The following is a 12,761-nucleotide window of genomic DNA, read 5'->3' as shown; positions in this document are numbered from 1 at the left end:
CCCCGAATCATCCTCTCGGGAGGGGCGGTTGTGCGGCTTCCAGGAGTCCGGCGAGTTCCACGAGGTCCGTGCCGGTGAGGCGGGGCAGGGCGCAGCCGGAGAGGGTGCGGCAGGTGTCCCGCCAGGTGGCGGGGATCGCGGTGGCTCCGCCGAGTGCGCCGGTCAGGGCGCCCGCCAGGGCCGGGGCCGAGTCGGCCACCCGGGACAGACAGGCCGCGGCGGGGACAGCCTCGGCGATGCGGCCCTGTGCGGCGGTGGCCAGGGCGAGGGCCACGGGGACGGTCTCGGCGGCGGCGATGCCGTAGCTGTAGACGTGGTCGACGATCTCGTGTTCCAGGGCGGGGATCAGAGCGAAGGCGTGACCTGCGGTCCGGGCGAGGCGCAGGGCGTGGCGGGCGTTGCGGCCGATCTCCGTCTCCTCGGGGAGCTCGGTGAGCGCCGCCGTCACACAGGCTTCGACGGGGGCGCCGGTCAGGGCCAGGGAGACGGCCGCGGCCATCGCCCTGGCTCCGTGCACCCCGTCCCCGTCCTGGGTGTAGCGGGCGTCGAACTCGGCGAGGTCGGCGGCGGGGCGGGGGTTGCCGGGGTGGGCCACGGCGAGGACGCAGGCCCTGACGCAGGCCGCGTCGTCGAAGTAGTGCGGGTTGTCGTGGCCGGTGGCGGGTGGGCGCAGGCCGGTGGCGAGGTTGCCGAGGCCGGCCCGCACGGAGATGCGGGCGCGCAGGGGGAGGACGGCGGACTCGATCTCGGGAGCGCGGTCCGCTGCCGCGGCGACCTCGGCGGCGAGGGCGTTCCAGGCGAGGTCGATGGCGGCTCTCGTACGGCGTGCTCTCGTCAGGTCGCCCAGGGCGGTGTCGTCGCCTGCCCTGAGGAGGGCCTCCGCGGTGAAGGCCGCCCATTCGGCGTCGTCGGAGGGGCCGAGGCGGAGGGGCTCGGGGGGTTGGTTCAGGGCGATGGGGACGGGGAGGGTGGTGGTGGCGTTCTGCTCGGCGAAGGTGTCCAGTTCGCGGGTGAGGCGGCGGGTCCAGTCGGGCATGCGGGCGGCTCTGTGGCGGGCGGCGGGCCAGCCGGCGGCGTCGCCTGCGGCCAGGCCCAGGAGGAGGCCGTGGATTCTTCCCTGCGGCGGCGGTGGGGGCGGGTTTGTGGCCTCGGCTTCGCCTTCGGCATGGGTGTGCCCACCCGCACCACCCGTGCGGGTTTCGTGGTCGGGTGCGGGTGGCCCTTGTGGGGGGTTGTCGCCGTCGGCGGGTGCGGGTGCGAGTGAGGGGGCGGTTGTGGGTGTGTCCGTGCGGGTTTTGTGGTCGGGTGCGGGTGGCCTTTGTGGGGGGTTGTCGCCGTCGGTGGGTGCGGGTGCGGGTGCGGGTGCGGGTGCGGTTGTGGGTGTGTTCGGTTGTGGTGTGTGGGTGGGGGTGTCCGTGCGGGTTTCGTGGTCGGGTGCGGGTGGTCCTTGTGGGGGGTTGTCGCCGTCGGTGGGTGCCGCTTCGGGTGTGGCTGCGGCTGTGCTCGATGTGGTCTCGCCCCACGGGGCCGGTGGTCTCATCGGGCCGGTTCCGGGTCGGTGGCCGGGGACAGGGTGAAGGTGGCGGGGTCGGGTGGGGGCCAGTGGTGGGGGAGACCGGTCGTCGCCCACTTGTCGTCCTCGGCCGTCACCAGCAACTCCGCCACGTCCAGCACGTGATGGCCCGCCATCGACGGCAGGCAACTGCCCTTCGCCGGGCCGATCGCCGCGGCCCACTCGGCCGGGATCGCCGACGCGCCCCGTGTCGCTCCCGCCAGCGCCCCCGCCACCGCCGCCGTGGTGTCCGCGTCCCTCCCCATGTTCACCGCGGTCAGCACCGCCTCGCGGAAGTCGCCGTCCGCCGCCGCGTACGCGCCGAAGGCGAGGGCCACCGCCTCCGGGGCCAGGTCGGTCCAGGGATAGCCGCCGATGACGACGGAGGAGCGGACGGCGCGTTCGCCCCGGTGGGCCACCGCCACCGCCCTCCTCAGGGACCTCGCCGTCCAGCTGTCGTCCGGGATCACCGCCAGCGCGGAGGCGACCACGGCGATCGTCGGTGCGCCCGCCATCGCCGCCGCCACTCCCGCCGCGACCGCCTGGCCGCCGTAGATGCCCTCGCCGTCGTGGCTCACCGAGCCGTCGACGGCCACCAGGCGGGCGGCCTCCGCGGGACGGCCCGCCGCGAAGACCCCGAAGGGGGCCGCCCGCATGGCCAGGCCGTCGCTCCAGGCGTGACGGTGCTGGGCGGAGATGGGGGCGGCCAGGCCCCTGCGGAGGTTCTCCAGGGTGCCGCGTTCGCTGAAGCCGGCGCCGCGGAACGGGCCCTCGTCGCGGTCCGCGATCCACTCGTGCCAGGCCGTCTCCACATGGGAGGGCGTGAGGGCCGAGCCGTGGCGGGCGAGGAGCAGACCCGAGAAGATCGCGTACTCCGTGTCGTCCGTGCCGGCCGGTTCGTCCTCCACGTATCCCTCGATACGGCCCCAGCGGGCGCGGATCTGCGACGGCTTCATGTTCTCGGCGGGGGCTCCGAGGGCGTCCCCGACCGCCAGCCCCAGCAGGGCGCCGCGGGCCCGCTCGCGGAGTCCGGCGGCGTTCTGGGGTGCCGGGGCCGAGGAAACGCGGGCGATCGATGTCATACGCGGCCTCTCCACAACAGGAGCAGAGGAGGTTCACGCGGAGCGCGAACCTTTTGCCGCATATGTCCCACCATCGGCGGTTGACCTCAGCCTGCCCGCCCACAACGTCACCCGGTCGACATCTGAGCGCGACCATGATCGTCTGCGCATTCGAAGGTAAAGCCGCAGGTTAGCCGAGCCTTTCCTTGCTGGCGGACGGGAATGGGCCGCCGTACTGTGGGCGTTGTTGAGATTTAGAACGTGTCCAAAGTTAGCTTTGGCTTAGCTTCCCTGGGGGACCTGAGTGGCCATCATCGACATCGAAGCGCCCCTGCACGAGGCGCACCGGGACAACCACACGCACCGGGACGTGAACGGCGGCTGGCTCAGGCCCGCCGTCTTCGGTGCCATGGACGGGCTGGTCTCCAACCTCGCCCTGATGACCGGTGTCGCCGGTGGGGCCGTCGGCCAGAACACCATCGTGCTGACCGGACTCGCCGGGCTCGCCGCCGGCGCCTTCTCCATGGCCGCCGGTGAGTACACCTCCGTCGCCTCCCAGCGCGAGCTGGTCGAGGCCGAGCTGGACGTGGAGCGGCGTGAGCTGCGCAAGCATCCGCAGGACGAGGAGGCCGAGCTGGCCGCCCTGTACGAGGGGCGGGGTGTCGAACCCGAGCTGGCCAGGGAGGTCGCGCGGCAGCTGTCGAAGGACCCCGAGCAGGCCCTTGAGATCCACGCCCGCGAGGAGCTCGGGATCGACCCCGGCGATCTGCCCTCGCCGCTGGTCGCCGCCGTGTCCAGCTTCGGTTCCTTCGCCCTGGGCGCCCTGCTCCCCGTACTGCCTTATCTGCTCGGTGCGACCGCGCTGTGGCCGGCCGTGCTGCTCGCCCTCCTCGGGCTGTTCGCGTGCGGTGCCGTCGTGGCCAGGGTGACCGCGCGGACCTGGTGGTACAGCGGACTCCGGCAGCTCGCTCTGGGGGGTGCGGCGGCCGGTGTGACGTACGCCCTGGGCAGTTTGTTCGGAACGGCCGTAGGATAGTGCGACTGCTACTTATGCGTTGGGCCGCATAAGTAGCCGTTACTCGCTGGTTTCGACTGCATGACCACTGGGCATGAGCCGTAAGCACTGTGGGCAATGACGCTTGCGGCGCACTCGCGGGGTCGGCGACGACGCCTTCACCGCCCTCCTGGGTCGACGGACAAGATCTGACCGATCAGTCCGGCGCGGCCCCCACATACTTCAAGCCACGTGTGCGGCACCCCCCTCGCACCGCGTGGCGTCCGCATGTTGGAACGGAGTATCCGGTTCCCGAGATCCGCTCCATCATGTAACCTGCACGAAATTTTGCACTCATCACGCAGAGGGCCAACGTCGTCCCTCGGCAATCTGAACATGCCAATTGACGACGACGGGAGAGCCGATGCGTACGCCGCGCCAGCCGTCCCAGCACTCCACGAATGGCCAGAAGTGGTCGTTCATGGATGCTCGCCCTGCTGCGCAGGGTATGTACGACCCCCGCAACGAAAAGGACGCCTGCGGCGTCGGTTTCGTGGCCACCCTCACCGGCGAGGCGAGCCATGCGCTGGTCGAGCAGGCGCTCACGGTTCTGCGCAACCTGGAGCACCGCGGTGCCACCGGCTCCGAGCCCGACTCGGGTGACGGCGCGGGCATCCTGTCCCAGGTTCCGGACGCCTTCTTCCGCGAGGTCGCCGGCTTCGAGCTGCCCGCGGCCGGTGCGTACGCCGTCGGTATCGCCTTCCTGCCGGAGGACGGCATCGAGGACGCCGTCTCGAAGATCGAGACGATCGCCGGGGAAGAGGGCCTCACGGTCCTCGGATGGCGTGAGGTTCCGGTCGCTCCCGAGCTGCTCGGGGCGACCGCCCGCTCCACGATGCCGGTCTTCCGCCAGGTCTTCGTCAGTGACGGTTCCGCCGCGCCCGCCACGGACATCGACCTCGACCGCAAGGCCTTCGTGCTGCGCAAGCGCGCCGAGCGCGAGGTCGACGTCTACTTCCCCTCGCTGTCCGCGCGGACCATCGTCTACAAGGGCATGCTGACCACCGGTCAGCTGGAGCCCTTCTTCCCGGACCTGTCCGACCGCCGCTTCGCCTCCGCGATCGCGCTCGTGCACTCCCGGTTCTCCACGAACACCTTCCCGTCGTGGCCGCTCGCGCACCCGTACCGCTTCGTCGCGCACAACGGCGAGATCAACACCGTCAAGGGCAACCGCAACTGGATGGCGGCCCGCGAGTCGCAGCTGGTCTCCGACCTGTTCGGCAACGACGCCATGGCCATCGAGCGCGTCTTCCCGATCTGTACGCCGGACGCCTCCGACTCGGCGTCCTTCGACGAGGTCCTCGAACTCCTGCACCTGGGCGGCCGTTCGCTGCCGCACTCCGTGCTGATGATGATCCCGGAGGCGTGGGAGAACCACGACTCCATGGAGCCGGCGCGCCGCGCCTTCTACCAGTTCCACTCCAACCTGATGGAGCCCTGGGACGGTCCGGCCTGTGTCACCTTCACCGACGGCAAGCAGGTCGGCGCGGTCCTCGACCGCAACGGCCTTCGCCCCGGCCGCTACTGGGTCACCGACGACGGCCTCGTCGTCCTCGGCTCCGAGGTCGGCGTCCTCGACATCGACCCCGCCAAGGTGGTCCGCAAGGGCCGCCTCCAGCCCGGCCGGATGTTCCTCGTGGACACCGTCGAGCACCGCATCATCGAGGACGACGAGATCAAGGCCGGCCTCGCCGCCGAGCAGCCGTACGCGGAGTGGCTGGAGGCCGGCGAGATCGAGCTCGGCGACCTGCCCGAGCGCGAGCACATCGTGCACACCCACGCCTCGGTCACCCGCCGCCAGCAGACCTTCGGCTACACCGAGGAAGAGCTGCGCGTCCTGCTCGCGCCGATGGCCAAGGCCGGTGCCGAGCCGATCGGTTCGATGGGCACCGACTCGCCGATCGCCGCGCTGAGCGAGCGCCCGCGGCTGCTCTTCGACTACTTCACCCAGCTGTTCGCGCAGGTCACCAACCCGCCGCTGGACGCGATCCGCGAAGAGCTGGTGACCAGCCTGCGCTCCTCGCTGGGCCCGCAGGGCAACCTGCTCGACCCGAGCGCCGCCTCCTGCCGTTCCGTCGTGCTGCCCTTCCCGGTGATCGACAACGACGAGCTGGCCAAGCTCATCCACATCAACGCCGACGGCGACATGCCCGGCTTCAAGGCCGCGACCCTCTCCGGTCTGTACCGGGTCTCCGGCGGCGGCGACGCCCTCGCCGCCCGCATCGAGGAGATCTGCGCCGAGGCCGACGCGGCCATCGAGAACGGCGCCCGCCTCATCGTCCTGTCGGACCGGCACTCCGACGCCGAGCACGCGCCGATCCCGTCGCTGCTGCTCACCGCGGCCGTCCACCACCACCTCATCCGCACCAAGCAGCGCACCCAGGTGGGCCTGCTGGTCGAGGCCGGTGACGTCCGCGAGGTCCACCACGTCGCCCTGCTGATCGGCTTCGGCGCCGCGGCCGTGAACCCCTACCTCGCCATGGAGTCCGTCGAGGACCTCCTGCGCGCGGGCACCTTCCTGAACGGCCTGGAGCCCGAGCAGGCCATCCGCAACCTGATCTACGCCCTGGGCAAGGGCGTACTGAAGGTCATGTCGAAGATGGGCATCTCGACCGTCGCCTCCTACCGCGGCGCCCAGGTCTTCGAGGCCGTCGGTCTCGAAGAGGGCTTCGTCCAGAAGTACTTCAGCGGTACCGCCTCCAAGATCGGCGGCGTCGGCATCGACGTCATCGCCAAGGAGGTCGCCGCCCGGCACGCCAAGGCCTACCCGGCCTCCGGCATCGCGCCGGCGCACCGCGCGCTGGAGATAGGCGGCGAGTACCAGTGGCGCCGCGAGGGTGAGCCGCACCTGTTCGACCCGGAGACGGTCTTCCGCCTCCAGCACTCGACGCGCGCGGGCCGCTACGACATCTTCAAGAAGTACACGGACCGCGTGAACGAGCAGTCCGAGCGCCTGATGACGCTGCGCGGCCTGTTCGGCTTCAAGTCGGACCGTCAGCCGATCTCCGTCGACGAGGTCGAGCCCGTCTCCGAGATCGTCAAGCGCTTCTCCACCGGCGCCATGTCGTACGGCTCCATCTCCAAGGAGGCGCACGAGACCCTCGCCATCGCCATGAACCAGCTGGGCGGCAAGTCCAACACCGGTGAGGGCGGCGAGGACGCGGACCGGCTGTACGACCCGGCCCGCCGGTCCTCCATCAAGCAGGTCGCCTCCGGCCGCTTCGGTGTGACCTCCGAGTACCTGGTCAACGCGGACGACATCCAGATCAAGATGGCCCAGGGCGCCAAGCCCGGCGAGGGTGGCCAGCTGCCCGGCCACAAGGTCTACCCGTGGGTCGCCAAGACCCGGCACTCGACCCCGGGTGTGGGTCTGATCTCCCCGCCGCCGCACCACGACATCTACTCGATCGAGGACCTGGCCCAGCTGATCCACGACCTGAAGAACGCGAACCCGCAGGCGCGGATCCACGTGAAGCTGGTCTCCGAGGTCGGCGTCGGCACGGTCGCGGCGGGTGTGTCGAAGGCGCACGCGGACGTCGTGCTCATCTCGGGTCACGACGGTGGTACGGGTGCTTCGCCCCTCACTTCTCTCAAGCACGCCGGCGGTCCCTGGGAGCTCGGTCTCGCCGAGACCCAGCAGACCCTGCTGCTCAACGGACTGCGCGACCGGATCGTCGTCCAGACCGACGGCCAGCTCAAGACCGGCCGTGACGTCGTCATCGCCGCGCTGCTCGGCGCCGAGGAGTTCGGTTTCGCGACCGCGCCGCTCGTCGTCTCCGGCTGCGTCATGATGCGCGTCTGCCATCTGGACACCTGCCCGGTCGGCATCGCCACCCAGAACCCGGTGCTGCGCGACCGGTTCACCGGCAAGGCCGAGTACGTCGTGAACTTCTTCAAGTTCATCGCCGAAGAGGTCCGCGAGATCCTCGCCGAGCTGGGCTTCCGCTCCATCGAGGAGGCCGTCGGCCACGCCGAGGCCCTCGACGTGACCCGCGCGGTCAACCACTGGAAGGCGCAGGGCCTGGACCTGGCCCCGCTCTTCTACGTGCCCGAGCTGCCCGAGGGCGCCGCGCTGCACCAGGTCATCGAGCAGGACCACGGCCTGGAGAAGGCGCTCGACAACGAGCTCATCAAGCTCGCCGCCGACGCGCTGGCCGCTGACTCGGCGACCGACGCCCAGCCGGTGCGCGCCCAGGTCGCGATCCGCAACATCAACCGCACGGTCGGCACCATGCTCGGCCACGAGGTGACGAAGAAGTTCGGTGGCGCGGGCCTGCCCGACGACACCATCGACATCACCTTCACGGGCTCGGCCGGCCAGTCCTTCGGCGCCTTCCTGCCGCGCGGTGTCACGCTGCGCCTGGAGGGCGACGCCAACGACTACGTCGGCAAGGGCCTCTCCGGCGGCCGCGTGATCGTCCGTCCCGACCGGGGCGCCGACCACCTCGCCGAGTTCTCGACGATCGCGGGCAACACCATCGCCTACGGCGCCACCGGCGGCGAGCTGTTCCTGCGCGGTCGTACCGGTGAGCGCTTCTGCGTCCGCAACTCCGGTGCGCTGGTGGTCTCGGAGGGCGTGGGCGACCACGGCTGCGAGTACATGACCGGCGGTCACGCGGTGGTCCTCGGCGAGACGGGCCGCAACTTCGCGGCCGGCATGTCCGGCGGTATCGCGTACGTGATCGACCTGGACCGCGACAACGTCAACATCGGCAACGTGAACGCCGTCGAGGCGCTCGACGACGCCGACAAGCAGTGGCTGCACGACGTGGTGCGCCGCCACCAGGAGGAGACCGGCTCCACGGTCGCCGAGAAGCTGCTCGCCGAGTGGGACACCGCGGTCGAGCGCTTCAGCAAGATCATCCCCAGCACGTACAAGGCAGTGCTCGCCGCCAAGGACGCCGCCGAGCAGGCGGGACTCTCCGAGTCCGAGATCACCGAGAAGATGATGGAGGCGGCGATCAATGGCTGACCCGAAGGGCTTCCTGAACCACGGCCGCGAGGTCGCCAAGTCCCGCCCCGTCGACGTCCGTCTGAAGGACTGGAACGAGGTCTACGTCCCGGGCTCGCTGCTTCCGATCATCTCGAAGCAGGCGTCCCGCTGCATGGACTGCGGCATCCCGTTCTGCCACAACGGCTGTCCGCTCGGGAACCTCATCCCCGAGTGGAACGACTACGCCTACCGCGAGGACTGGGCGGCGGCCTCGGAGCGCCTGCACGCGACGAACAACTTCCCCGAGTTCACGGGGCGGCTGTGCCCGGCTCCCTGCGAGTCGGCGTGTGTGCTCGGCATCAACCAGCCGCCGGTCACCATCAAGAACGTCGAGGTCTCGATCATCGACAAGGCGTGGGACACCGGTGACGTGGCGCCGCAGATCCCCGAGCGCCTGTCCGGCAAGACCGTCGCGGTCATCGGGTCAGGACCCGCCGGTCTCGCCGCCGCGCAGCAGCTGACCCGGGCCGGTCACACCGTCGCCGTCTACGAGCGCGCGGACCGCGTCGGAGGCCTCCTCCGGTACGGCATCCCCGAGTTCAAGATGGAGAAGCGGCACATCAACCGCCGTATCGAGCAGATGCGCGCGGAGGGCACCCGCTTCCGTACCGGCATCGAGATCGGCCGCGACCTCAAGGCGACCGACCTGAAGAAGCGGTACGACGCCGTCGTGATCGCCGCCGGCGCCACCACCGCGCGTGACCTTCCGGTCCCCGGCCGCGAGCTCAAGGGCATCCACCAGGCCATGGAGTACCTGCCGCTGGCGAACAAGGTCCAGGAGGGCGACTACGTCTCCTCCCCGATCTCCGCCGAGGGCAAGCACGTCGTGGTCATCGGCGGCGGCGACACCGGCGCCGACTGCGTGGGCACCGCGCACCGCCAGGGCGCGGCCTCGGTGACGCAGCTGGAGATCATGCCCCGCCCGGGCGAGGAGCGTGCCCCGCACCAGCCGTGGCCGACCTTCCCGATGCTGTACAAGGTCACCTCCGCGCACGAGGAGGGCGGCGAGCGGGTCTACTCCGTCTCCACCACCCACTTCGAGGGCGACGAGGACGGCAACGTCCAGTGGCTGCACCTCAGCGAGGTCGAGTTCATCGACGGCAAGCTGACCCCGAAGCCGGGCACGGAGCGCAAGATCCCCGCCCAGCTGGTCACCCTCGCGATGGGCTTCACCGGCACCGACCGGGAGAACGGCCTGGTCGAGCAGTTCGGCCTGGAGCTCGACGAGCGCGGCAACATCGCCCGTGACGCCGACTTCCAGACCAACGTGCCGGGCGTCTTCGTCGCCGGTGACGCCGGCCGCGGCCAGTCGCTCATCGTGTGGGCGATCGCGGAGGGCCGCTCGGCCGCCCGCGGCTGCGACCGCTTCCTGACCGGCGCGAGCGAACTGCCCGCGCCGATCCGTCCGACGGACCGCTCCCTGATGGTCTGACGGCCCCTCAAAAACGTCCCGTACAAAGGCGTACGGAACGCTGACGGTGTCCGCCCCCGAAGTCCCCGACCGGACTGGGAGCGGGCACCGTCGCCTTTGCGGCAAAGAGCCTCAGCCCGAGGCGGCCTCCAGCCCCTCGAACTCCACCGTCGCGTCCTCGCTGTACGCGCCCACCCGCCCCCGCAGGTACGGCAGTTCGGCGTCGGCGAACCTCACCAGCGGCTTCCCGCCCACCGCGACGGACAGCACCGCTCCCCGCTGGGTGACCGTCACGTCGTACCACCGGCCGACGGGATACGGTGTCCGGCCCGTCGCCAGGAAGCGCTGGCCGCCCGGAGGGCGGGGTCCCGTTTGCCGAGCTCCCAGCCGTTCGGCTTGAGCGTGACGTAGTAGAAGTGCTCCGGATCGGTGTACGCCCACACCAGCCACGGCACCTCCCACGGGTTCTGCTTCGGGGAGCGCAGCTGCCTCAGGGTCCGCATCCGCGTCTCGTACCGCACGTCCGTGTAGGACGCGGTGCTCACCACCAGCCCCGCGTGGGTGGTGCCCGGGTCCTCGGCGGCCATGGGGGACAGCGAGAGCGAGGAGCGCGGCCGGCGTGAGGGCCAGCGTCAGCCGCGTGACGGTACGACCCCGGTGCTGCGGGAGAAGTGGGGCGCCGCTCAGGGCACCCGGTAGGTCTCCCCGTACACCTGCCACTCCAGCGGCGTCCGCAGGCTCAGGTTCCCCTCGTCGAGGAACCGCCGCTGCGCGGTGTCGACGCGGGTGGTGTCGATGTCCGGGTCGCGGGTGCGCATGGCGTCCTCGCGGAGGTCGAGGAAAGCGTCCAGGTAGGACTTCTCCGAGCCGCCCCCGGTCGGGCTGTCGGCCTGGCGCAGGGCGCGCTCGCGGATGCCGTAGAAGCCGGTGGCGTCGGTGCCGGGGCCGTGGAAGACCATGGCGTCGTAGTAGACGAACTGGCCGAGGGGGCCGAGTCCGTCGAGCTTGGCGAGGCTGACCGCGGGGTCGAAGTAGACGCGGTCGCGCGCCGTGTCCTGCGCCTTCCGGAAGGCCGGGACCTCGGCCTCGGCCCGCCAGGCGGCGGTGAAGCCCGGGTCCAGGCCCTCGTGGGAGTCCGTGCCGTCGACCGCGCGCAGGGCGGGCAGGTACGGCGCGAGGCCGTTGTCCGGGTGGGCCCTCGTGTAGTCCTCGACGAGGGTGAGCAGATCGTTGGTGCCGGTGCAGAAGCCGATGATGCCGGCGGTGTAGCCCTGGCCGTCGCCGATGTCCTCGATGTAGGCGTAGGCGCTGCGCCAGTCGAGCGTGGAGTTCTCCGCGCTGGCCACCAGCTGCTGGGCGAGCTCCTTCGTGGCCGGCGCGGCAAGGCCCGCCGGCAGCCCGGCGATCAGCGCGTCGTCCTCGGCGCTCCGCGCCCCCTCGGACCGCTCGGCCCAGGCTTTGGCGCCGGGGGCGTCCTCGGCGGCCTCGGCCGCCTGCGAACGGTAGGCGGCGGACAGGTCCGGACCCGCCCCGCCCGCGCCGGAGTCCTCGGGCGCGAACAGGTAGACCGACGCCGTGACGAGTGCGGGGACGGCCGCGAGGAGCAGCAGGCGGACGCGTTTCACCGGGCTCCCGTCAGTTCGGTGACCTTGGCCCAGGCGGACACCAGGAGCACCACCAGCAGGACGGCGCACGCCCCCGCCTGGACCAGGGTGCGACGGCGGTCCCGGGGGGCGTAGGCGTAGGCGAGGGTGACGACGCCGCCGGCCAGCAGGCCGCCGAGATGGCCCTGCCAGGAGGTCAGGCCCGCGGAGATCAGCAGCCACAGCAGCAGACCCGCCATGAAGCGGTTGACCTGGGCCATGTCGGCACCGAGACGCCGGGCCATCACGTAGTACGCGGCACCGAGCCCGAAGATCGCGCCGGACGCCCCGAGCGTGGGGGTGGTGGGGGCGACGAGCAGGACGAGGACGGAGCCGCCGAGCGCCGACAGCAGGTAGAGGGCGACATAGCGGACCCGCCCGAGCTGGGCCTCGACCACCCGGCCGATGTTCCACAGCGACACCATGTTCATCACGATGTGCAGGATCCCGAACGTGCCCTCGGTGGGCGGCAGATGGAGGAAGGCGCCGGTCAGCAGCCGGTACCACTCGCCCTCGGCTACTCCCTCGGCGTGGAAGCCGGCGGGGTAGGCGGCCTGCCAGACGTAGTGGCCGCCGTCCGGGCCCCTCAGGCCGACGCCGAGCATCTCGAAGCGGTCCACGATCGCGGGGCGCACGAGTTCGCCGACGTAGGCGAGCACGTTGAGGCCGATCAGGACGTACGTCACCAGCGGGACGGCCGTGATCCGGCCGCCGAACGCGGTCCGGGCCTGCCGCACCGACCGGGCTCCCTCCCGCACGCATTCGGGGCACTGGTGGCCGACGGCAGCCTCCCGCATGCAGTCCGGGCAGATGTACCGCTCGCAGCGGGTGCAGCGGACGTGGGACTCCACCTGGGTGTGCCGATAGCAGGTGGTGACGGTGGATTCGGGTTCCACGGCCGGCTCTCCTCGGAGTGACGGGGCTGATGATCGAGCCGGTGGGGCTGCGGCGAACAAAATAGCGAACATCGGTCGGGGGAGGGTGCGCCGGGGCCGGAGTGGGCCGTTCGCACCGTTGGCTCGTCCGTACGGCCGTGGCACTCTGACA

General features: G+C 71.1%; 9 protein-coding genes. 3 read left to right on the top strand and 6 right to left on the bottom strand.

The features are described from left to right. Positions 1-7: 7 nt before the first annotated feature. Positions 8-1,540, bottom strand: a complete 1,533-nt coding sequence (locus tag M2163_RS16230; RefSeq protein WP_280894302.1) for an ADP-ribosylglycohydrolase family protein — start codon at positions 1,538-1,540, stop codon at positions 8-10. Beyond that, the gene (locus M2163_RS16225; RefSeq protein WP_280894301.1) at positions 1,537-2,634 is read right to left on the bottom strand and encodes an ADP-ribosylglycohydrolase family protein; all 1,098 of its coding nucleotides are present in this window, start codon (positions 2,632-2,634) and stop codon (positions 1,537-1,539) included. Before M2163_RS16225 ends, M2163_RS16230 begins: the two co-directional genes overlap by 4 nt. A 283-nt stretch (positions 2,635-2,917) precedes the next feature. On the opposite strand from M2163_RS16225, the gene M2163_RS16220 reads away from it, so the two are divergent. The 3 genes from M2163_RS16220 to M2163_RS16210 all read left to right on the top strand — a co-directional run bounded on the left by M2163_RS16220 (position 2,918) and on the right by M2163_RS16210 (position 10,092). Then, positions 2,918-3,649, top strand: coding sequence for a VIT1/CCC1 transporter family protein (locus tag M2163_RS16220; protein WP_280894300.1), 732 nt, complete (start codon positions 2,918-2,920; stop codon positions 3,647-3,649). A 382-nt stretch (positions 3,650-4,031) separates the two neighbouring features. Further along, positions 4,032-8,639: a glutamate synthase large subunit gene (gltB, locus tag M2163_RS16215; RefSeq protein WP_280894299.1), complete on the top strand. Its 4,608-nt coding sequence runs from the start codon at positions 4,032-4,034 to the stop codon at positions 8,637-8,639. Then, the gene (locus tag M2163_RS16210; RefSeq protein ID WP_280852072.1) at positions 8,632-10,092 is read left to right on the top strand and encodes a glutamate synthase subunit beta; all 1,461 of its coding nucleotides are present in this window, start codon (positions 8,632-8,634) and stop codon (positions 10,090-10,092) included. The genes gltB and M2163_RS16210 overlap by 8 nt, the downstream gene beginning before the upstream one ends. A 111-nt stretch (positions 10,093-10,203) precedes the next feature. On the opposite strand, the gene M2163_RS16205 is transcribed toward M2163_RS16210, so the two are convergent. From M2163_RS16205 to M2163_RS16190, 4 genes are all read right to left on the bottom strand, one after another. Continuing rightward, on the bottom strand, positions 10,204-10,365 hold the full coding sequence (locus tag M2163_RS16205) for a hypothetical protein (protein ID WP_280894298.1): 162 nt from the start codon (positions 10,363-10,365) through the stop codon (positions 10,204-10,206). After that, complete coding sequence (locus tag M2163_RS16200) at positions 10,362-10,658, bottom strand: hypothetical protein (protein ID WP_280894297.1); 297 nt, start codon at positions 10,656-10,658, stop codon at positions 10,362-10,364. Before M2163_RS16200 ends, M2163_RS16205 begins: the two co-directional genes overlap by 4 nt. Before the next feature lie 96 nt (positions 10,659-10,754). Then, positions 10,755-11,696, bottom strand: a complete 942-nt coding sequence (locus tag M2163_RS16195; RefSeq protein ID WP_280894296.1) for a chitosanase — start codon at positions 11,694-11,696, stop codon at positions 10,755-10,757. Next, positions 11,693-12,610, bottom strand: a complete 918-nt coding sequence (locus M2163_RS16190; protein ID WP_280894295.1) for a rhomboid family intramembrane serine protease — start codon at positions 12,608-12,610, stop codon at positions 11,693-11,695. Before M2163_RS16190 ends, M2163_RS16195 begins: the two co-directional genes overlap by 4 nt. Between the last annotated feature and the right edge of the window lie 151 nt (positions 12,611-12,761).

The sequence above is a fragment of the Streptomyces sp. SAI-135 genome, assembly GCF_029893805.1.
In the GTDB taxonomy this organism is placed as follows: Bacteria; Actinomycetota; Actinomycetes; order Streptomycetales; family Streptomycetaceae; genus Streptomyces.
Note: the sequence above shows the minus strand (reverse complement) of the source record. Positions and strands in the feature narration are given on the sequence as shown.